Genomic DNA, 23,367 nt, shown 5'->3' with positions numbered 1-23,367 from the left:
ATTCAGTTTTCAATGTTCATTTTTATTACCACAAAAATTAATTATACTCGTTATTAACTTTAAAGTCAATAACTTTTTTATTAATTTTTGAAGTGTTTTAATGTTCGTTGATTTGTTTCGTTCAACAAATATATACTATACAGGTTTTCAGTCGTTTTAACAATGGTAAAAATTACACTAACAATAATTAAAAATCTATATAAAACCTTAATAAACGAACTAAATATATATTTAAATAAATTATTGTTCGTATTTAAAAAAGAAATTGGAATGTAATACCCTATATTCAACACTTTATTCACTCAAATAACAAACTTTAAAAAATTTACGATTTTTTTAAGATAAATTAAAAAATCGCTATTACAAATCGAAATATAACTTTAATAGCTATATTTACTGACAATTTGTAAATAGCGATCCTATTTTACATTTCTGTTCTTCCAGCTATTGCTTTAGATAAAGTAACTTCATCTGCATATTCTAAATCTCCACCTACTGAAAGTCCTTGAGCTAATCTAGTTACTTTAATTCCAATAGGTTTCACTAATCTAGATATATACATTGCTGTTGATTCACCTTCTAAATTAGGATTCATTGCCAATATTAATTCTTTAACCTCTTCATCTTTTAATCTATCTATTAAAGTTGGGATATTAATATCTTCAGGCCCAATGCCATCCATCGGGGAGATAGATCCATGCAATACATGATAGAGACCTTTGTATTCTCTCATCTTCTCCATTGCAATAACATCTTTATCATCTTCGACCACACATATAACTGAACGGTCACGTTGCTTATCTTCGCAAATATAGCAAGGGTCGTTTTCAGTTATATGTCCACATACACTACAATAGGTAAGCTCACGTTTAACATCTACCAATGCTTTAGCAAATTGGACTACATCGTCTTCTTTCATATCTAAAGTATGAAATGACAGACGTTGAGCCGTCTTGGGACCAATGCCTGGCAGTTTCATGAAACTATCTATTAATTTAGATATCGGTTCTGGATAATGCATCTATAATTACATTCCCGGAATGTTTAAGCCTTGTGTATGCTTACCTAAACGTTCTTGAGTTAATTCGTCAGCTTTGTTCATCGCTTCATTTGTTGCTGCTAAAACTAAATCCTGTAGCATTTCAATATCATCTGGATCTACTGCTTCTTCTTTAATTTCAACATCTACAACTTCTTTATGACCAGTAACTGTAACTGCTACCATGCCACCACCAGCTGTACCTACAATGCGTTCTTCTTTTAATTTTTCTTGTTCTTGAGCCATTTTCTTTTGCATTTTTTGCATTTGTTTCATCATTTGTTGCATATTTCCGCCACCGCGCATAATATCATTTCCTCCTTGAATGTATTGACATTATCTTTTAATTTATATTTTATTATACATACGTTTATATTTATTGTCATGTATCTCTGTTTCATGACCCATTTCGACAATTCACTAACTAAAGTAAGTTCATTCTATTCATAAAATAAATTCTATTCTTCGTCTATTAAATGAACTGTTTCTTCTCCAAATAAATCACGTGCTTTCTGTGCTACATCAGTGTCTTGTTGCTCTTCTCTATCATCAGATGGCGTTTGATGTTCTTCTTTATCATACTGTTTTCTATTATTAATATATTCTGTTCGCACTCTCATCCATTGATCTGAAGGGACCCCAACTACTTCAACATTCTTATTGATGATATTTCTTACTACATTTTCAATGCTAGTTCTTTTCTCATCATCTCTATTCACAATTTCACAGTGAATTTCTTCATCAAATTGAATTAATACTCGTTTTTCACTAGCAGCTACAGGAATTGAGTTTTGTAATAAACTTACTAATGATTTTTTATCATTCTTTTTCGCATAATCTACTACTTCTAGCCAATGTTTCTTCAATAATTGAATATCTTCTTTATTTGCTTCATCTAATACCTTAGCAATATTTGTCATTGAAAATGTGCCTTTATTCTGACGTTTACCACGTGTGTTTGCTTGTGATGATTGTTGTTTAGAACTTGCTTGAGCAATACCTTGTGCTTTAAGTGTTTTCAGTTCATTTTCTAATTGTTCCATACGTTGCAATAACACTTCGTTATTAGGTTGTGATGCAACTTGAGTCGTTGCTACATTAGTAACGGTATCAGGTTGTGATTTCACCATTTCAGCAATTTTCACTAATAGTACTTCAAAGTGAACATTTTGATTCACACTAAATCGTATTGAAACTAATGTATCATTAATAATATCAATCATATGATAGAGCATGTCTAAATCAAAATTCATTAACGCATCAAATTCAGCGTGATTATTTACAGTTTTATTCATAATTGTATCGCGAACAAAATAAATCATGTCATTTATAAGACGGTTAACTTCTTTTCCTTCAGAAATAAATTGATGATAGCGTGTAAATGCATTTTTAACATTACCATCAACGACATCTTTAAATAATTCATTTAAAGCCGCTTCATCTACACTACCTGTTACGTCTAATGCGTCTTGTAGCGTAAGGTGCTCATCACCAAATGCGATAGCTTGGTCCATGATACTTAATGCATCTCGCATTCCACCTTCAGATGCTTTCGCAATAAACTCAAGTGCTTCATTATCATAATCTAACTGTTGTTCTTCAGCGACAAAGCGTAAACGATCAGTAATTTGTTCAGTACCAATCGCTTTAAAGTCAAAACGTTGTGCACGCGAAATAATTGTAGGCGGGATTTTGTGTGGTTCAGTTGTAGCAAGGATAAATATGGCATGTGCTGGTGGTTCTTCAAGCGTCTTTAATAGCGCATTAAAAGCCCCAGTTGTTAGCATATGTACCTCGTCAATAATATACACTTTATATTTCGACTCACTAGGTGCATACTTCACTTTATCTCTAATATTTCGAATCTCATCTACACCATTATTACTCGCAGCATCAATTTCGATAACATCACCATTCGTACCTTGTGTAATGCCTTTACATATCGCACATTCATTACATGGTTCACCGTCTTGAGGATTTAAACAGTTTATCGCTTTAGCAAATACTTTAGCAATACTAGTTTTACCAGTCCCACGAGGCCCACTAAAGATATAGGCATGAGACTGTTTACCTTTGGAAATGGCGTTACGTAACGTCTTAGTTACATGTTCTTGACCCACAACATCTTGGAAACTTTGGGGTCTAAACATTCGATACAAAGCTTGATAATTCACATCCGCACCTCCGTTAACAATTACTCTACATTATATCACGCATTATCATCTAAGTTTCAATGAATTTATTAAGTCATATCAGCATCTTGAACAATGCCATGGGGGTATTCATCCAGTTGATCCCATAAGAATTTCACACGCAAAGCGGATGGATTGGTTTCTTTTGAAAAAATATTATGTTTGTCCGCCGGTTCATAACCTACTTCTTCGAAATATGCCGGGCAACATCCCACAACAATAGTCGTATAATGTTGAGATTTAGCACGTTCTTCAACAGCTTGAACTAAAGCTTTACCTAATCCCTCATTACGATATGGTTTATCTACTATAAGAGAAGCTAATTCCAAAGCTTTGTACCGTTGATCATCCGCCTTTAGGTTAATTTCACTGAGCATGATGTGCCCTATAATATCGCCAGCTTCATTTTTTGCAATCACTTCAAGTTCATAATTATAGTTTAATGCTCTGCGTAATCTTGAAATGAGTTCTCTTTGCTTTTGACCAACACCTTGACCTTTGTCATCGTAACTTGATTCAATCTTATTTAATGTTTCAATATAATCCATTTCAGTTAATGTACTTAAGAACAGTCGCATAATGACACCCCTTTGATTAGTCCGAGCGGTCCCCATTTTATATTCGAACAAACCACTTTCCCATTTTATACTCATTCATACATATTCTATACAAAAAACGAGCCTGGGACAAAATCAATGTCTCAGGCTATAATTATATATTGGCAGTAGTTGACTGAATTAAAACTACACTTATAACAAGCATTTTTAATTTTAGTCAATCTTGCCAGGGCAGGACAATGAATTCATAAAAATTCCTGTCCTACTCCTCACTTAAATTTATATTTAAAATTTTATTTGTCTCGGTTAGTTTAAAATATTAAAAAACCGTACACCTTCGAATCGAGTGTGTATCACAAACGTTACCGAAGTCGACAGCTAAATCTCGGCTACCCTACGGCACATATGAGGATCCACTTAATGCTGCTTCCGTCAGGACCTGACATGATTCATGGGTTCATATTGCATAGGACCGAAATCTTCAAACACTACGTGCTTCGGGCAGACTTCACAAAAACACACCCTCAACAAAGGAATTAAGTCTCGCATAAAGCGGATTTCGAGTACAGGGAACCGCTACCTCCCCACCTAGCACGGTAAGTTTTATAATACTATAAACTTTCTTCAGATTGCAAGCGTAAAGTTTCAATTAGTAATTCAATGAATCGAAACCAGTACAATTTCATCTTATAATTTGTGTCGTCTTGAAAATTCTTGGAATTTAAACTCTGTCGCTAAATGCTTCGACACATTGTATTGGAATGGCATCGTATTATTTAAATAAACGACACTTCTCACTGTTGCGGTATATGGCGGTTGTATTTTCCCAAAAACATCATATTCTCTTTCAGTAAAAGGCTCAAAGGTAATCGACTTACTTGAATAACTGATATCTAATCCTAATTGCGTTTCTAAGTAATGATATATAGAATCTTTTGCCACTGAATTCGAAATATCGGATACTATTGAAGTTAAAAAGTAATCTTCATCCAAAATTTTGACCTTTTGATTGACATTTCTCGTGCGTACTACATGGATTAGTACATCATCATTACTAATATTCAATTGCTTTTTAACATGAGGAACTGAGTTTGCTTTAACCAATTCGTTAATGAGCACTTCCGTTTCATGCTTGAGACCAAGTTCCTCTTGCACTTCTTTGAAGCTAATCAATTCTGAGAACGGAAACTCCGTGATACCTTGATCTATTACAATGGACCCCTTACCCCTAATTTTTTGAATCATGCCATCATTTGCTAATAAATCTAATGCTTTTCTAACAGTCTCACGTGACGCTCCGTACAGCGTTAATAATTCATGTTCTGAAGGTAGTTGTTGTCCGTATGTATATTCGCCCTCATGTATTCGTTGTTTAAGTTGTTCATATATTGTTATGAATTTTTGTGTTGCGATTTGTTTCTCCATTACATCAACCTATTTACTTTTTATTGAACATTAATCACTACTGCACCAAATGGAGATATTTCACCATTTTCTATTGTACCGCTTTGAATTATCGTCGTCCCCTCACTATTAAGGTCTTCAGGTAATTTTATTGTTTCTTTTGAAAAGTTAGCAACGACTAGCCACGTTTGGTTGTCATAATTTCGACGATAAATGAATAACTGTGGATGTTCCATATACATCGGCTCGATATCACCATACGTGATGATATCGTGTTCATGACGTAATTTGATAAGTTCGCGATACGTGTGTAGTACAGAGGTAGTATCTTCGATTGCCGCTTCTACATTAATGTGTTCTGTATTGTTAGGAATATCAATCCATGGCGTACCTGAAGTGAAACCTGCTTGTTTCTCCGATGTCCATTGAATAGGTGTTCTAGAATTGTCACGTGATTTTTGACCTAAAATTGTTAGAACTTCATTTTCATCAATACCTTGTTGCACTAGATTATCGTAAGCATTACGCGACTCGACATCGCGATATTGCTGAATAGAATCAAAGTGTGGATCTGTCATGCCAATTTCTTCACCTTGATAGATATAAGGTGTTCCTTGCAACATGTGTAATGCGATTGCCAACATTTTAGCACTTGCTTGACGATTCTCTTCTGTAGAATCATCGCCAAAACGAGAAACAACGCGTGGCTGATCATGATTACACCAGAAAATCGCATTCCATCCTCCACCTTCAAATATTCCAATTTGCCAATCCATCAAAATTTCTTTTAATTTTAAAAAGTCTAATTTAGCGTTCGACCACTTTTCTCCATCGACATAATCTACTTTTAAATGATGGAAATTAAAGACACTACTTAACTCTTGTCGATCTGGTCTTGTATAATTGATACAGTTATCAATTGTTGTAGAGGACATTTCTCCTACCGTCATCATATCTTTATCACCAAACGTATGACGATTAAGTTCATGGAGATATTCATGTACACGTGGACCGTCAGTATAAAATTCTTTACCAATTTGTGGTGAATCTTTAAATTCACCTTTTGAAATAAGATTAATTACATCAAAGCGGAAACCATCTACACCAAATTGAATCCAATGATTAACAACCTCATATAAAGATTGTCTAACCTTTTCATTATCCCAATTTAAATCTGCTTGTGTAACATCAAATAAATGTAAATAATATTCATCCGTCTTCTCATCATATTGCCAAGCATTTCCACCAAACTTAGATTCCCAATTAGTTGGAGGGCCATCTTGGGAAGGCTTGAAGTAATAATAATCACGATAAAGGTTATCTTTAGAACTAATCGCTTCTTTAAACCATTGGTGTTCTGTAGATGTATGATTAATAACTATATCTAACATGACTTTTAAATCACGCTTATGCGCTTCGCTTATTAAAGTTTCAAGATCTTCCAATGTACCAAAGCGTTCATTTATTTTTAAATAATTACTAATATCGTACCCATTATCATTCATTGGGGATTCATAAACAGGAGTTAGCCAAATATAATCGACGCCTAAATATTGAATATAGTCCAACTTCTCAATAATGCCATTTATATCACCCTCACCATTACCTGTAGTGTCGTTAAATGATTTAGGATAAATTTGATAAACTACCGATTGCTTCCAATCTTTATGTGCCATAGATAGTCACCTTCCATTTAATTATAGTTTTATATGCATTAAAGACGCTCAAACACTTAACAAGTGAAATTTGAACGTCTTCATTTGTATTAATTATTTCGCTACAGCTTCGTCTGGCGTTGCCACCATTTTTTTAGCTTTAATTGTTGTAAATCTTGCAAAGATGATTGTCAAAATAGCTGGTATCACCATGGCAAGTAATGTGACTGGTATATAAATGAACCAAAATTCACTGTGGATTGATATGAATGCTGGAACACCACCTACACCAACACTGCCTAACACCTTATTAGCGCCAATAATGGCACCTAAAACGCTTGATGTACAAATAGCAGCGAAGAAAGGTACTTTTAACGGTAAGTTTACACCAAACATTGCAGGCTCTGTAACACCTAAAAATGATGATACACCTGAAGTTAATGCTAAACCTTCTTCTTTTACCATTTTACGTCGTTTATAAATAAACCATGCTCCAAAAGCAGCCGAACCTTGGCAAATATTAGAAATCGCAACGATAGGCCATAAATATGTACCACCTAGTTTACTACCCATTAATTGGAAATCTACTGCTAAGAACATATGGTGTAATCCTGTAATAACAAGTGGTGCATAGAAGAAACCATAAAGTGCACCGCCTAACCAACCAGCGTGCTCAAAGACAAATTGTACTGCTCCAGTTATACCTGTACCTACTGCAAGTGCAATCGGACCAATAATAATAAATGCTAAGAAACCTGTTACGAGTAGCGCTACTGGTCCAACAACCAACATTTTAATAGAATCATGAACAACTTTATTTAATGTTTTTTCAATGAGTGATAAGACATAGGCCGCAATTAAAACAGGCAACACTTGACCTTGATAATTTAATTGCTTAATTTCTAAACCAAAAAGATTCCATGTCGGAATATGTCCTTTAGCAATATCGTATTGTGAGACTAATTGTGGATGCATCAAAATAAGCCCTAGTACCAATCCCAAAATAGGACTGCCACCAAACACTTTCATACTACTCCAACCAATTAAAGCTGGTAAGAAGATAAATGCTGTACTTGCAATTACGTTAATAATATTTGATATATCACCTAACTGCGGAAACTGTTCCACAAGTGGTTTAGGACCAAATAAGTCTTTCATGGTAAGTAAATTATTAATCCCCATTAAAAGACCCGCTGTAACTAATGCCGGTAAAATCGGTATAAAAATATCTCCCAATAATTTTATAAGTCGTTGTAACGGATTACCTTTCTTCGATGCAGCAGCTTTTGCATCATCTTTTGACGATTCTTCTACACCCGTTTCTTGAATAAATTGCTTATATACTTCGTCTACAGTACCAGGCCCAATAACAATTTGGTATTGGTTATCCGCTTTAAATTGGCCTTTGACAAGTGCGTTGTCGTCTAGTGCATCTTTGTCGACTTTATTGTCATCTTTTAAAACTAAACGCAATCGAGTAACACAATGTGTTGCAGTGTCAATATTTTCTTTCCCACCAATTGCTTTAACGATGTCCTGCACGTCTTTTCTTTTTACAGCCACACCCTTCACTCCCTTGTTTATAATAACTCAAGTATAACTTGTCTAGACAAGTTATGTAAAGGTTTTCATTATTGTGTGCTAATTTGTGCATTAAATTTATCACTGACTTCGGAGGCAATAAAAAAGACAAGTACTCAATATGTTATAAATTGAGTACTTGTCTTTTTTATATTTATTAGTCTTGGATTTTAATTATAATGGCGGAGGAAGAGGGATTCGAACCCCCGCGGCCCGTTAAGGCCCTGTCGGTTTTCAAGACCGATCCCTTCAGCCGGACTTGGGTATTCCTCCAATGAACACAATAAATATCATATACCACGGTTCATCGGAAGTCAATTACTTTTAAGTTTAAAGTGTAAAAATATCCATTTTATTTTCATTACTATCTTATTTTTAAAGTAACTTACACGAATACCTTTTGTTTCAAGAATTTATCGACAGATTGAGTAACAGCACGTCCTTCTTTAATTGCCCAAACTACAAGACTTTGACCTCTTCTCGCATCCCCAGCGGCAAATATTTTTTCTTTATTAGTGCGATAATCTTTATCGTTGGCGATGATTTTATTTTGTTGTGTAGCAATATCAAAAGATTTGGGTACTGTAGGTTCGGTACCTTCGAAGCCTATCGATAAAAGAACAAGATCTGCTGGCCAATGTCTTTCAGTTCCATCTACGACAACCATTCCTTCTGGTGTTTCCTCTAAGATTTGTGTATATACACCACGCACATTACCAATATGATCAACATCATATCGCATAGTTTGAACACCATAAGCGCGAGGCTCTCTACCGAAACGTGCTTCATATTCTTTATGAGCATAATCCATTTTGAAAACAGGTAATGCAAGTGGCCACGACGTATTACTTTCAAACGCAATTTCTTCAGGTGCTTTCGTATATTTGTTAAATTGCACAATTGACTTACAATTTTCACGTAAGGCAGTAGCAACACAATCCGCGCCAGTATCACCAGCACCGATGATGATTACATTTTTTCCTTTAGCCGTAATAGTTGGTTCGTCAATTTCACCATTTAGTAATTGAGTCTGCTCGGTTAAATAATCCATAGCAAAGTGAATACCTTGACCCATACGTCCTTCTAATGGCAAGTCACGTGCTTTTTGAGCTCCTGTACATAAGATAATAGCGTCATATGTCTGTTCTAATTCTTCGCGTGAGATATCCACACCAATGTTGGTATTCGTTTTAAATGTAATACCTGCTTCTGTCATCAGTGTAATACGGCGACGCACAACATCCTTATCTAATTTCATATTGGGAATTCCATACATTAATAAACCACCCGCTTCTGCGGCTCTTTCAAACACCGTCACTTGATAACCCATGTAATTGAGCTCTTCAGCTGCAGAGAGGCCTGCAGGACCACTCCCAACAATCGCTACAGATTGTTCTAACCTTTGCTTAGGATATTTAGGTTTAACCCAACCGTTATCATATGCTTCATCAATAATTGTGCGTTCTATCCCTTTAATTGCGACTGATTCACGATTAATCTTCATAACACAAGATTGTTCGCAAGGTGCAGGACAAACACGTCCTGTAAATTCAGGAAAATTATTTGTTTCACTTAAACGTTGATATGCAGCTTTGAAATCCTGGCGATAAACCAAATCATTCCACTCAGGAATATAATTACCAATAGGGCAACCAATGGTTTCTCTACCGAAAGGAAGACCTGTTTGACAGAATGGTGTCCCACAATCCATACATCGCGCGCCTTGAACAGACGCTTCATCACGTGAAAAACGTTGTTGAAACGCATCATGATGTTTTAGGCGTTCAACTAAAGACAGTTCAGATAATGATTGCTTTTCATATTTCATAAATCCTTTAAACTCACCCATAACAGACCTCTCCTTTCTTTAGTAAATAACTGCTGGCTGTAATTCTTGTTCAATTGTCTTACGTTCATCATAGAATGCTGCCAGTTTAGCATCATCAAGTTGTGGTAAACGACGACTTTGTAATTCAATTTTTTGCATCATTAGTTCATAATCTTTTGGAATCACTTTAATAACTTTGTCTGCCACATGTTCAAAATCATTTAAAATTGCCGCTGCTTTTGTACTTTGGGTATAACGATAATGTTCCTCTAACATTGTTTTAAGTAACGCTTTCTCCTCTTTGTGTGTCACTCTCTCAAAAGCTAGGGTTGGTAATTGGTTTTTACGTTTGAATAATTCGAGATTATTTGGAAATACGTAACAAACGCCTCCGCTCATACCTTGACCGAAGTTCTTACCTACATCTCCTAAATTGACTACATGTCCTCCAGTCATATATTCCAAACCATGATCACCGATACCTTCTACTACTACATCAACACCACTGTTTCTAATACAAAAACGTTCGCCAGCACTACCATTAATAAAGGCTTTACCTTTTGAAGCACCATAGAAACATACATTCCCAGCAATAATTTCACGTTCGCGTTGTTTATTTGGTGCCTTAATCACAACAGTACCACCAGATAACCCTTTACCAACGTAATCATTTGCATCACCTGTATGTTGTACTAACAATCCTGATGGTGCGAATGCCGCTAAGCTTTGTCCAGCATGACCATGTGTTTTAGCTACAATTGTCCCCTCTGGTAACCCTTTAATACCGTGACACTGAGTAATGTAACTTCCTGTGATAACACCTACATCTCGTTGTTCATTATTAATCACATAATTCCCTTTAAATAATTTTCCATCCTCAATACTTTGTTTAGCATCTTTATATAGGTAATTTAAATCGAAACCTATATCTAAATGATGATTTTGATTAATTTCTTTTGAGTTAGGGCCATCAACTGAATCCAATAACTTATCAATGTCTAATGTTGCTGCTTTTGATTGTTCATCAATTCGACTTGAGCGTTGTAACAAGTCGGTACGTCCAACCAATTCTTCAACTGTTCGTAGTCCTAACGATGCTAAGACCTCTCTTAACTCTTCAGCAATAAAATGCATAAAGTTAACAACGTGGTCAGCCTTACCTCTAAACAACGCTCTTAAATCTTTGTTCTGAGTCGCGATACCTACTGGACATGTATCATTATGACAAACGCGCATCATGATGCACCCTAAAACAACTAATGGTGCAGTCGCGAATCCAAATTCTTCGGCACCTAGTGCACATGCTAATGCAACATCTCTACCTGTCATCAACTTACCATCTGTTTCTAAACGAACACGACTACGTAATTGATTTAATTTCAATGTTTGATGCGTTTCAGCTAAACCAAGTTCCCAAGGTAAACCGGCGTGTTGAATACTCGTCTTAGGAGATGCACCTGTACCACCATCATATCCACTCACGACGATTTTATCTGCAAATGCTTTAGCGACACCCGATGCAATGGTTCCGATACCTGTTTTCGAAACTAATTTAACTGCTACATCAGCGCTTCTGTTTGCATTCTTTAAGTCATGAATTAATTGTCCTAAGTCTTCAATTGAGTAAATATCGTGATGTGGTGGAGGTGAAATCAATCCTATACCTGGCGTTGAACCCCGTGTCTCAGCAATCCAAGGATATACTTTTGAGCCCGGTAACTGTCCTCCTTCTCCTGGCTTAGCACCTTGAGCAACTTTAATTTGTAACTCTTTTGCATGTTGCAAATAATTACTAGTCACACCAAAACGGCCAGAAGCGACTTGCTTGATAGCGCTTGATAACACACTACCGTCTTCTTGGATTTCATAGCGTTTAGGATTTTCTCCACCTTCACCACTATTACTTTTACCACCTAGTTTATTCATAGCTTGTGCTAATGTTTGATGCGCTTCTTCAGAAATAGAACCATAGCTCATTGCCCCCGTATTAAAACGTTTAACAATGGTCTCTACTGACTCAACCTCACTAATATGAATCGGCTGCTGTGCTTTAAATTCTAATAAATCACGTAGATGATCATTTCTCTGATCATGTACAGCATTAGAAAAAGATTTAAACTGTGTATAATCATTCTCACGACATGCATGTTGTAACAAATGAATTGTTGTAGGATTAAACACATGATGTTGACCTTGTTGTCGCCATTGGAAGACACTTCCTGAATCTAGGTACTCATTATGTCTTTGTTGACACATTTTATTTTCAGTATCAATTTGTTGAATGCTTAGCCCTGATAACTTAGACTGTGTTCCAGTGAAATAGTCATCAATCACTTCTTGAGATAGACCAATCGCTTCAAAGATTTGAGCCCCTTGATAACTTTGAACAGTAGAGATACCCATCTTCGCCATCACTTTAATAACACCCTCTGATAACACACGTGTATAAGTTTCAACGTTGTCGGAAACGGCGCCTTCTAAACGATGTGTTTCAGTTAAATGTGCAATAGTATGCTGAGCTAGATATGGAATAACAGCATTTGCACCATAGCCTAATAAGCATGCTACATGATGAACTTCACGCGTTTCTCCAGATAGTGCCACTAAGCTAGTATCCATACGTAGACCTTCTCTGATTAATAACTGATGAATATGACTGATAGCTAATAGCATTGGCATAGCGTAGCGTTGTTCTTTCACTTTACTTTCATCATCATTATCAATAAGTTCACTATCATCAAGAACTAATATAGTATGACCATCTCGAGTGGCTTGTATCGCCGTTTCACCCAGTCTTTCCAATGCCTCTTTAAGGTTATCTTGATATAGTGTAGATAAGTGTTTCACGTTAAACTTACTCTGTTTAATCTTATCTAATTGCGTTAAAGTTAGGACGGGTTTTGCCAGTTGAATACGGTCTAATACTGTTTCATCAGGATGGAACAAATTACCTTCTCCACCTAAATAAGATAACTCACTTGTTACTATCTTTTCGCGATAAGCATCAATAGGTGGGTTAGTTACCTGTGCAAATAATTGTTTAAAGTAATTAAATAGGGACTCTGGTCTTTCATTTAATACCGCAAGTGGCGCATCGTAACCCATAGCACCAATTGGATCTTTCTTACCTATCACTAATTCAGACATATATTTATAGATATCTTCTTTCGTATATCCAAATTGACGCTGCAACTTAAATAATGTCTTATTGTTTAATAAAGGTTGATGATACGTTTGGGCTTCTAAGTTTAGGTCCACTTTGTGGCTTTCCAACCATTCTTTGTATGGATATTGATTGGCAATTCGAACTTTTAATTCATTATTTTCAACCACTTTATGAGACTCAAAGTCTACAAGTAATAACTTCCCAGGATTGAGCTGTCCTTTATAAGTAACATTGTCTTCATGTACATCTACTACACCCACCTCTGATGAAAAAACAATAAAATTATCTTTTGTAATTGTGTAACGACCTGGTCGTAATCCATTTCGGTCAGTTAATGCACCAATTTTATCTCCATTACAGAATGAAATCATCGTTGGTCCATCCCATGGTTCCATTAAATAGCTATAAAACTCATAGAACGCACGAACATTGGCATCATTTTCTTTGTTGTATAACCATGGTTCAGGTATAAGCAACATCGCTGCTTCTTCGGGTTCCATCGCTAATGATAAAAATTCTAACGCATTATCTACAATCGCTGAATCACTACCATCTTCATCAACAATGTTTTGTATTTTAGTATGTTCTTCGCCAAATAATGTTTGAATTAATTGTCTTTGTCGTGCTCTCATCCAATTAACATTACCTTTAATCGTATTAATTTCACCATTGTGCATCAATAATCGGTTTGGATGCGCACGCTTCCAACTCGGGAACGTATTTGTACTAAACCTTGAATGAACAAGTCCTAGTTTAGATTGATAGTCTTCGTGATTTAAATCTAGATATAGTTTCTTAATTTGATCTGAGCGTAACCAACCTTTATAAACAATTGTCTTATGCGATAAACTTGTGAAATAAAGCCCTAAACCTTGTCGTTCTGCATATTGCTCTATTTGCTTTCTCGCTATATACAATGGTTTAACCGGTGTTTCAATAGATCTATTATCAATAAACACTTGTTGAATGTGTGGCATCGTAGACGCAACATGAGGTGCCACTGCATTAACATCGACAGGCACATCACGATAGCCAATTACCTTTAAACCTTCACTTTGAAAGTAGTCATTGAATTGCGTTTCATGTTTCGTACCTTGAATCTTTTCATTAGAGAAAAAAAGACCTACCGCATAATCTCCCTCGTTAGGTAAGTCTAAATTGACATGAGCTTTAAAAAATTGAAATGGTATTTCGGTCATAATACCGGCACCATCACCTGTTATACCATCTGCGCCAACACCGCCACGATGATCAAGACGACGCAACATTTCAAGTGATTTTTCGATGATATCGTGTGACCTTAAATTATTCATGTTTGCGTAAAACCCAATACCGCATGCATCATGTTCCTCACGGTAATCGTATAATCCTCTTTTTAATTTTTCATCAAACATGATGCCCACTCCTTTTGAGAATTTTCAGAAAATTTACTGTTAATAATAATTAATATAATGTAAAATATTTATCTGAACAATATATTAATTAGATGACTTTATTCTAATAATTAGAATAATTAATACTAATAGGTAAATTTGAAAAGTTGGAAGGGGCATGTATATGGAAATTAAACAATTAAAATATTTTGTAGAAGTAGCACGTAGAGAACACATCTCTGAAGCAGCACTTGAGTTGAACATAGCCCAATCTGCAATAAGTCGGCAAATTACATTATTAGAACAGGAATTGCAAGTAACGTTATTCAATAGACAAGGGAGAAATATTCATTTAACCTCACATGGTAAAGCTTTACTCAATCAAGCTACGCAAATTTTAGAGCAATTAGATGAAACGGTAGCGTTATTTCAACAAACAAATCATAAAAATGCACGTGTTCTGAATATTGGTTTTGAGGAAAGCTATATTTCTCAAATGATTACTGCGATTATCCAAGCATTTGAACGACAATATGATAGCATCATCGTTCCTCATATTATGTCATCATCTGATATTTCCGAGGCACTTTATACTGGCAAAATAGATATTGGCCTAGTTGAAATTAACGCCGAACTTCAGAAGAATACTAATCTATCATTAAAACCATTATTTGAGGAAACATATCATATTTATGTACCTAAAGATGACGTCATTGCTTTATCGATCAATCCTCCGCTAACACAATTTGCCAAAACACAACTATTCACTTTAAAACCTTTGGCATCGACAATTGAAAGTCGTTTACAGCACACTTTAAAGCTGCCAGTTAATATAGTTGGTTCTAAATCTTTAGCGAATTATTTACTTAAACATCAACGTGGTTATGTTATCTTGCCAGATTATTTATCTTTAGAAAATGATAAAGATGAATTATGTGATATTTCGTTAGGCCATACAGAATTAAAGCGATCATTTTGCGCCGTCTTTAAAAAGGATAATAAAAAAGTTGATATACTTAATTTATCGAATTTAATACATCAACTTTTAAGCAAAGTATCTACATACCACTAATGTTATAAAGAGGTATTCGATAATTAAATGGATACTATTTGAATAATAATGCTGAAGAGCGTATAATCACTCTGACTTAATTAAGAATAGAATTTGATTTATAAATGAGGGTTAAATTAGTGAATGCACAAAAACGCAACAATTCTAGTCATCGCGTGATGAATCGCATCATAGTTCTAATTGGTGTACTTATTATCGGTGCTTTTATCTTTACGTTTTTCAATGCTAGTTTCTACAATACACCTATCGGTAAAGTTACTCATGTAGAAACAAGTAACGCTCAAAAGATTGTTGATGAGCAACATAATACAGATTTTAAATACAAACAGCATTTAACAATAAAGATATTAAATGGAAAATTTAAAGGCGAATCAACTACGATAGACAATACATATGTTAAATCTCAAGCAGATTCAGAGCACTTTAGCAAAAATAACAAGGTGCTAATGCATATTCAAAATAGTCCTAAAGATGCAACTATCTTAGAGAAAAAACGCGATAGTTTAACTGTAGCAATCGCAGGTATATTTATTATGTCTCTCTTACTAGTAGGACGTAATGTAGGCTTACAATCTATTCTGTCACTCATCTTTAACACTAGTGCTATCTTGATAGCTATTGCAATTCATGATAAACATCCATCTACTAATCTATTCAATTTGATGAGTGTGGCGATTATTTTCTCCACCATTGTCACGTTATTGCTCGTCACTGGTTGGCACATGCGCACTTGGATTACAACAGTCGGTACTTTATTAGGTACATTTTTATGTATTGGTATCACTCAAATTATTATTCAGTTAACCAATGGTGCTGGTATTAAATATGAAACAATGAGTTTTTTAACGCTGCCACCTAAAGATATATTTTTAGCTTCTGTACTTATAGGATCATTAGGTGCAGTGATGGATGTTGCTATTACAATATCAAGCGGTATGTATGAAATATTACAACGTACACCTAACATTTCTTTATCACGTTGGGCTTTAGCAGGTCGTAATATAGGACAAGATATCATGGGTACAATGACGAACATTTTACTTTTCTCTTACTTATCTGGAAGTCTACCGATTTTCTTAATCTATTTAAAAAATGCTAACACATTTACGTATACGATTTCGATGAACTGGTCTTTAGAAATTATTCGTGCTTTAACTGGTGGTATTGGTATCGTTCTAACGATTCCAATTACAATTAGTTTGATGGTTATGTGGATGAAATGGAAGGGTGTGACAAGATGAATGCAGTCGTCCTACTAGCACTAATTTTATTAATTTTAATGCTCATTTTTGGCGGTAAAAAAGGCTTAATCTCATACTTAACATTATTCTTAAATTTTATTATCCTGCTAATTAGTATTGTGTTCATCTTATTTGGAACACCTATATACCTAGTTTCACTAGTTTTTTGCATTGTCATTGCCGCATGTAACTTATTTATTTTAAATAGTTATAACATTAAGACCAAAGCAGCTTTTATTGCTACAATAATTACTACCATTCTCTTAATAGTCGGTATTTATCTATCAATAAGTATCGGTCACTTACAAGGCTTTACAACAGAACAACAAGACGAAACATATATTTTTTCAATGAATATCGGTATTGATATGGTTCAATTCTCAGTATTTACAGTCATTTTAGCAGTAATTGCAGCGGTCATCGACTTAACCATAACTATAAGTTCTCCAATGTATGAACTTAATGAAACCAACCCCACCCTTTCACGTAAGGCATTGTTCCAATCAGGCATGCGTGTAGGTAGAGAAATTCTAGCAACTTCTGCCAATACGATATATTTAGCTTATTTTGGTGGTCAATTGACATTATTCTTTTGGTTTTTCCAATTACATTATTCTTTCGGACATATCATTAACTCAAAAATATTTGCTCAAGAATTTATTTCTATCTTACTAGGTGGAATTGCCGTAGCGCTTAGTATCCCGATTACGGCATGGATTACAGCTTTATTAATTAAACATCCTAAATTTAATCAAAAGCATTCTGAAATTTCTTCGCAATCCACGGATCAAAATTTTAAAAATTAACTTATAAAAATATAATAGGTGGGACACAGTTCTCTCAAAAATAGCCAGTAAATGAGTCTTGATAAATTCATTCACTGGCTTGTTTATTTATAAGCATCTATATTTTAAAATTCATAACGTAAACTGGTCGCCCTTCTAAAATTGCATCTCCAGTAATAGAATATTGGACTTGTTTATATAATCCGATGGCTTTGTCGTTGTCAGTATTCACAGTTAATATTATTTCATTAATGTAAGGAAATGTTGACTTTATATAGCTTGGTAGTTGTTGAATCACTGCTTTTCCAAGACCTTGACCACGATATCGTGCATCCACACTAAATGAACGGAAAAATATAGCTTTATTATTGTCACTATATGATTTAACACCCTGACCTTCATGTAAAGTAAAGAATCCTACACATTGATTATCCCTCATAACAAGAGTCGGGTGACGCTCGTCGTCTCCTTTAGCTAAATCAATATTATGGATAGGTGTCCGAGTGAATTTTCTATCTTCTGGTAATATTTCAAATACATCTAATAACGGGTAATCTTGAATTGAATATGGTCGAATTTCCATGATGCCCCTACTTTCTCTCTGAAAATGTTTCAATCCACTTTATAACAGCGGGTGCTATTAACATTGTTTCAGATTTATCGAACCAACGTATATCAGTAATTTCATTGTCAATTTCAACGTTATTCCAGTCAATTTCTTGTTGAAGTTTAAATCCATTTAGTTCTGTTAGCATGTTCGTTTGCGGGTATGCATCTCCTATGACCGTTCCAATATATGTGAAATCCTCTTGTGGAAACTCTAATTGTAGTTCCTCTTTTACTTCCCTTTGTATCGCTTCTAATTGCGTTTCACCTTCATCAATTTTACCACCCGGGAAATAATACTTCTCTCTATTTCTTACTTGTACTAATAAGATTTGGTTCTCTGTTTCCTCCACAAAACAAACACACTTTATCATATAATCACACCTTTTTAACGAAATGTTTTGTACTTCAAAAATATATGTTATTTTAGTATGATGTTAACATATAATAATATACTAAATGATTATTTGATGACATTTAGATATTTCGGAGGGTATTATTCATGGCAAAAAAATCAAAATTAACGCGCGTTTCAAATTTAGTTAGTACAGCAGGCTTTATCGTAGATGGTTATAACGGTATTAAATTCGACGCGAAAAATAAAAATCTAGTTTATTTATCTTTAGGCCTAAGCACTGTAGGCACACTCTTAGATTTCGTAGTATCAATGAAATCTCCTTACAAATTCCGTAAGCTAACGTCATTCGTATCATTCATTATTAATGTTACACGTTTAGCTTCAAGCTTTAGAAAAGTTAAAGAAGACTATAATTTCCAATAAGATAAAAAAGCTAATCAAAAGAAGTAAAGTATACTTCATTTTGATTAGCTTTTTTTTGATAAATTAATGAATAAATTTATAATTGCGTACTTGATAAGCAGGGATTGTACGATATGTTAAAATACCTGGACTCGCACTAAAGTTCATTTCTGAAACTAAAATACTACCATTGCTATTAACACGTTCTACAAATGCTACATGACCATAATAACCGGCATCTGATTGTGCAATTGAACCTACTGTTGGGTTACCATCAATACGATACCCATCTCTAGCTGCAGCATTATCCCAGTTATTAGCATTCCACCAATAAGTACTAATACCTTTTCCAATAGCAGCACGACGATTAAACACATGCCATGTACATTGTCCCCAATCATATAAATTTCTATGATTAAATACTGGTGATGAATAATACGTTGATTGTGCTGAACGCGTTGAGTAAGTGTTTGAAGAAGCTGAACCACTAATTCTTAATTTTTGACCAGGATAAATAAAGAAATTATTTAATCCATTTAATCTCATAATATGTTGATATGTTGTACCATATCGGCTAGCAATAGATGATAGTGAATCCCCATAACGTACTGTATAAGTACTTGATGAACCACCACTATTTGAATTATAACTTGAGTGTGAATTTGAACTTACAGACCCAGATACTTTTAATTGTTGACCAGGGAAAATTAAAAAGCTATTTAATCCATTTAAATTCATAATATGACGATATGTTGTACCATATCGACTAGCGATAGATGATAAACTATCCCCTGCTCTAACAGTATATGTACTACTTGAATTACCGTAATTTGAACGACTTGAATAATTAGAAGATCCCGAAACTTTTAATACTTGGTTTGGAAAAATAAGATTTGATGATAAGCCATTTAATGATTTTAATTTAGATACAGTGATACCATAATGGTGTGAAATAGACCATAAAGATTCACCACTTCGAACTGTGTGCGTTGTTGATGCTTCAGCTTGATGAGCAAATAATGTACTAAGTGCTCCTGTCCCTAATACTGCTGTTGCTAGAATTTTTTTATTCATACAAAGCGCCTCCTTAATCTTATGCTTGTTCATTGGGTTACTTACCACTTACTTCTAGTTGTACCAGACACTCATCTGTATTAAATCTTTATTACATACTTCTTTCTTTTATCCGTTCAAGTAGTGTACTTATACTAAATTAATACAATTCGACATGATATTCCATTTCAATTTGATTACATATCTATGAATTTTTTGTACACTACTTTTGAATTTTAAATAATATGCATAGAAATATAATTTACTTTTCATAAGTGTATAACACATTCTCAACTATTGAGATTTAACTTTTATTTAAAATTAATAGGGTGGAACAAAATTGATTGTCCCACCCCTATATGGTTGATTCTAACTGAGAAAAGATACCTTCTATCCTCAGTCAGTTAATTCTAACTATAATGTAGAATTAAAATATTATTTTGTCTTAACTCATTTGATTTAGTTCAAAGTATCAATGGCTTGTTTTAAGTCTTCAACTAAATCATCTGTATCTTCAATACCGATTGATAAACGTACGAGTCCATCAGTGATACCTTCTTTAGCACGGACATCAGCAGGGATAGATGCATGTGTCATTAAAGCAGGTACTGAAATTAAACTTTCAACTGCACCTAAACTTTCAGCTAATGTGAAGTAGTTTGTTTTACGAATAAGTTGTTTTGCTGCTTCAGTATCTTTTACTTCAAAAGCAACCACGCCTGTATGACCACTTGCTTGAGCGGCATGAATATCATGGTTTAAATGGTCTTTAATACTTGGATGGAATACTTGTTGAACTGATGGATGATTTTGTAACATTTCAACAATAGCTTCAACATTACGATTAATTTGTTCCATACGTAATCCTAATGTTTTAATACCACGAACTAATAAATAACTATCTTGTGGTCCAAGAACACCACCTGTTGAATTTGAAATAAAGGCTAAACGTTCTCCTAACTCGTCATCTGCAGTTGCAACCAAACCAGCTACAACATCACTATGACCACCAATATATTTAGTAGCTGAATGTAAAACAATATCAATACCGAAGTCTAATGGATTTTGATAGTAAGGTGTCATAAATGTATTATCTACTACTGAAATTAAATTATTTTCTTTTGCAATTTCTGCTGTACGTTTAATATCTGTTACACGTAATAATGGATTTGATGGTGTTTCTACATATAACATTTTAGTTTCTGGTTTAATATAGTCTTTGACATTTTCAATATGAGTTGTATCTACGAAATCAACATCGATGCCATAACGTGTAAATACTTTAGTTAATGCACGATAAGTTCCACCATACACATCAGAATTTAAAATAAGATGATTACCTTTATCTAACAACATGATGACCGCACTGATAGCCGCCATACCTGAACCAAAAGCAAAACCATGTTTACCATTTTCTAAATTAGCAATAACACTTTCAATCGCTGTACGTGTTGGGTTAGCTGTACGAGAGTACTCGTATCCCTGTCTTAAGTCACCAATCTCGTCTTGTAAATACGTACTTGTTTGGTAAATAGGTGTCGTAACTGCACCTGTAAAGTCATCTGTTGTATGTCCACCATGAATCATTTGTGTTTTTTTCTTCATCATTATTCTCCTTTGTATTCAAATATTTTTTTCGACATATAACGATCGCTTCCATCTGGAAAAATGGTTACAATAACGCCCTTATCGATTTGATTTTTAATGTCTAAAGCACCTTGTAAAGCAGCGCCTGATGAGCTACCTACTAATAATCCTTCTTGTTGTGCTAAACGTTTAACGTTGTCAAAGCCATCTTTATCACTTACTGTAATAATTTGATCTACTAAACTTCGTTCCAAAAAGATGGCCCATTTTTCTGAACCAATACCTTCAATATCATGTGAATGTGCTTCGCCACCATTTAATATTGAGCCTTCTGGTTCAACAATCACATTCTCTACACTATATTTTTTAAGATGTTGTGCAACTCCTGTAAACGTACCTCCTGAACCCACGCCTGCAACAAAGTAGTCTATGTTTGGCAAAGTATCAGTCAGTTGTTTACCTAACGTATGCGTATATGCCGCTGGATTATGTTCCGTTTCAAATTGGTTCATATATATCGCCCCAAATTCTTGGGCGTAGCTTCTTGCTTTAGTTTGTGCACCAATCATGCCTTCATCTTTAGGCGTACGTTTAATATCTGCGCCTAATGCACGCATAATTGATATTTTTTCTTCAGAAAAGCCCTCTGGCGCAAAAATAACACATTTTAAATGATACCGATTGGCAGCAATTACAAGTCCTATTCCAGTATTTCCTGCTGTAGCTTCAACAATCGTACCCCCCGAAGAAACTCGACCTTCTTTTATGGCTGTTTCAACAAGGTATTTACCTAGTCTATCTTTCACACTACCACCTGGATTGAATTGCTCTAATTTAGCATAAATCTGAACGTTCTCATCGCTAAAACTTTCCAGTAATACGAGTGGTGTTTGTCCTATTAAGTCAAATGCAATCATATTAATTATCTAAAGCGCTCTTACTCGCTTTGACTCAACCTACCTTCTGTTTATAGTATTCATCAACCCCAAATTTCGTTTGTAATCCTTACTCAATCACTATGAATTATACGATAATCCTTAGATTTATGCAAAACTGCAAATTTTAAACTTTTCCATGTAATTATAGGTTTTGTTGCAAAGTTAGAAAAATATAGCTAATTACCTTTTTATCATGTTGTTGTTCCCTTAACTGGCTAACATATGCCTAATTTCGTGGCATAGCGAAAATCCGTAGATCTGAAGAGACCTGCGGTTCTTTTTATATAGAGCGTAAATACATTCAATACCTTTTAAAGTATTCTTTGACGTATTGATACTTTGATATCTTGTTTTTCTTACTTTAATATGACGGTAATCTTGCTCAATGGGATTATTCAGATATTTCGATGTACAATGACAGTCAGTTTTAAGTTTAAAAGCTTTAACGACTTTAGCCATTGCGACCTTCGTTGAAGGTGCCTGATCTGTAATTACTTTTTGAGGTTTACCAAATTGTTTAATGAGACGTT

General features: G+C 34.6%; 19 protein-coding genes, 1 tRNA gene and 1 other RNA gene. 4 read left to right on the top strand and 17 right to left on the bottom strand.

The genetic code is table 11. From position 1 onward, the window contains the following. Positions 1-424: 424 nt before the first annotated feature. From recR to gltB, 11 genes are all read right to left on the bottom strand, one after another. Positions 425-1,021 carry a recombination mediator RecR gene (gene recR, locus HMPREF2715_RS06655; RefSeq protein WP_070442172.1) on the bottom strand — a complete coding sequence of 199 codons (597 nt, stop codon included), beginning with the start codon at positions 1,019-1,021 and terminating at the stop codon, positions 425-427. Positions 1,022-1,027: 6 nt separating this feature from the next. Further along, positions 1,028-1,345 (bottom strand): YbaB/EbfC family nucleoid-associated protein, encoded by a 318-nt coding sequence (locus HMPREF2715_RS06650; protein ID WP_001213992.1) that lies wholly within the window; start codon positions 1,343-1,345, stop codon positions 1,028-1,030. 152 nt (positions 1,346-1,497) lie between these two features. After that, positions 1,498-3,213, bottom strand: coding sequence for a DNA polymerase III subunit gamma/tau (dnaX, locus tag HMPREF2715_RS06645; RefSeq protein WP_070442174.1), 1,716 nt, complete (start codon positions 3,211-3,213; stop codon positions 1,498-1,500). A gap of 68 nt (positions 3,214-3,281) precedes the next feature. Beyond that, positions 3,282-3,809 (bottom strand): GNAT family N-acetyltransferase, encoded by a 528-nt coding sequence (locus HMPREF2715_RS06640; protein WP_070442177.1) that lies wholly within the window; start codon positions 3,807-3,809, stop codon positions 3,282-3,284. Between the two features lie 306 nt (positions 3,810-4,115). Continuing rightward, positions 4,116-4,385, bottom strand: an RNA gene (gene ffs / locus HMPREF2715_RS06635) — signal recognition particle sRNA large type. A gap of 90 nt (positions 4,386-4,475) precedes the next feature. Further along, complete coding sequence (treR, locus tag HMPREF2715_RS06630; protein WP_070442179.1) at positions 4,476-5,213, bottom strand: trehalose operon repressor; 738 nt, start codon at positions 5,211-5,213, stop codon at positions 4,476-4,478. A 20-nt stretch (positions 5,214-5,233) separates the two neighbouring features. Then, positions 5,234-6,868 (bottom strand): alpha,alpha-phosphotrehalase, encoded by a 1,635-nt coding sequence (treC, locus tag HMPREF2715_RS06625; protein WP_070839694.1) that lies wholly within the window; start codon positions 6,866-6,868, stop codon positions 5,234-5,236. Between the two features lie 93 nt (positions 6,869-6,961). Next, a complete protein-coding gene (treP, locus tag HMPREF2715_RS06620) occupies positions 6,962-8,410 on the bottom strand; it encodes a PTS system trehalose-specific EIIBC component (protein WP_070442185.1) in 1,449 nt (482 codons plus the stop codon). Between the two features lie 198 nt (positions 8,411-8,608). Then, positions 8,609-8,701, bottom strand: a tRNA-Ser gene (locus HMPREF2715_RS06615). A 112-nt stretch (positions 8,702-8,813) separates the two neighbouring features. After that, entirely contained in the window at positions 8,814-10,277 is a 1,464-nt protein-coding gene (locus HMPREF2715_RS06610; protein WP_070632439.1) for a glutamate synthase subunit beta, read from the bottom strand. An 18-nt stretch (positions 10,278-10,295) separates the two neighbouring features. After that, positions 10,296-14,816 carry a glutamate synthase large subunit gene (gene gltB, locus HMPREF2715_RS06605; RefSeq protein WP_070839691.1) on the bottom strand — a complete coding sequence of 1,507 codons (4,521 nt, stop codon included), beginning with the start codon at positions 14,814-14,816 and terminating at the stop codon, positions 10,296-10,298. 163 nt (positions 14,817-14,979) lie between these two features. Between gltB and gltC the strand changes: the two genes are divergently transcribed. The 3 genes from gltC (at position 14,980) to HMPREF2715_RS06590 (ending at position 17,914) form a co-directional block, all read left to right on the top strand. Continuing rightward, positions 14,980-15,867 (top strand): glutamate biosynthesis transcriptional regulator GltC, encoded by an 888-nt coding sequence (gene gltC, locus HMPREF2715_RS06600; RefSeq protein ID WP_037552580.1) that lies wholly within the window; start codon positions 14,980-14,982, stop codon positions 15,865-15,867. A gap of 158 nt (positions 15,868-16,025) precedes the next feature. Next, a complete protein-coding gene (locus tag HMPREF2715_RS06595) occupies positions 16,026-17,108 on the top strand; it encodes a YibE/F family protein (RefSeq protein WP_070839697.1) in 1,083 nt (360 codons plus the stop codon). Then, a complete protein-coding gene (locus HMPREF2715_RS06590; protein WP_070839689.1) occupies positions 17,105-17,914 on the top strand; it encodes a YibE/F family protein in 810 nt (269 codons plus the stop codon). The genes HMPREF2715_RS06595 and HMPREF2715_RS06590 overlap by 4 nt, the downstream gene beginning before the upstream one ends. 97 nt (positions 17,915-18,011) lie before the next feature. Here HMPREF2715_RS06590 and HMPREF2715_RS06585 read toward each other — a convergent pair whose 3' ends face one another. Continuing rightward, complete coding sequence (locus tag HMPREF2715_RS06585; protein ID WP_070839686.1) at positions 18,012-18,476, bottom strand: GNAT family N-acetyltransferase; 465 nt, start codon at positions 18,474-18,476, stop codon at positions 18,012-18,014. Between the two features lie 7 nt (positions 18,477-18,483). Beyond that, a complete protein-coding gene (locus HMPREF2715_RS06580) occupies positions 18,484-18,873 on the bottom strand; it encodes an NUDIX hydrolase (protein ID WP_070839683.1) in 390 nt (129 codons plus the stop codon). 128 nt (positions 18,874-19,001) lie between these two features. Between HMPREF2715_RS06580 and HMPREF2715_RS06575 the strand changes: the two genes are divergently transcribed. Continuing rightward, entirely contained in the window at positions 19,002-19,280 is a 279-nt protein-coding gene (locus HMPREF2715_RS06575; RefSeq protein ID WP_011276795.1) for a hypothetical protein, read from the top strand. Between the two features lie 63 nt (positions 19,281-19,343). Here the strand turns inward: HMPREF2715_RS06575 and HMPREF2715_RS06570 are convergent, their stop codons facing one another. From HMPREF2715_RS06570 to HMPREF2715_RS06555, 4 genes are all read right to left on the bottom strand, one after another. After that, the gene (locus HMPREF2715_RS06570; RefSeq protein WP_070442197.1) at positions 19,344-20,333 is read right to left on the bottom strand and encodes a LysM peptidoglycan-binding domain-containing protein; all 990 of its coding nucleotides are present in this window, start codon (positions 20,331-20,333) and stop codon (positions 19,344-19,346) included. Positions 20,334-20,771: 438 nt separating this feature from the next. Continuing rightward, a complete protein-coding gene (locus HMPREF2715_RS06565) occupies positions 20,772-21,917 on the bottom strand; it encodes a bifunctional cystathionine gamma-lyase/homocysteine desulfhydrase (RefSeq protein WP_070839680.1) in 1,146 nt (381 codons plus the stop codon). A 2-nt stretch (positions 21,918-21,919) separates the two neighbouring features. Continuing rightward, positions 21,920-22,816 carry a PLP-dependent cysteine synthase family protein gene (locus HMPREF2715_RS06560; protein WP_070839677.1) on the bottom strand — a complete coding sequence of 299 codons (897 nt, stop codon included), beginning with the start codon at positions 22,814-22,816 and terminating at the stop codon, positions 21,920-21,922. A gap of 228 nt (positions 22,817-23,044) precedes the next feature. Further along, the coding region (locus HMPREF2715_RS06555; RefSeq protein WP_141757446.1) for a DDE-type integrase/transposase/recombinase at positions 23,045-23,367 on the bottom strand (323 nt) is incomplete at its 5' end.

It is taken from the genome of Staphylococcus sp. HMSC062A01 (assembly GCF_001836805.1).
GTDB lineage: Bacteria > Bacillota > Bacilli > Staphylococcales > Staphylococcaceae > Staphylococcus > Staphylococcus haemolyticus.
The sequence above is the reverse complement of the archived record's forward strand: the minus strand, read 5'-3'. Positions and strand labels throughout refer to the sequence as shown.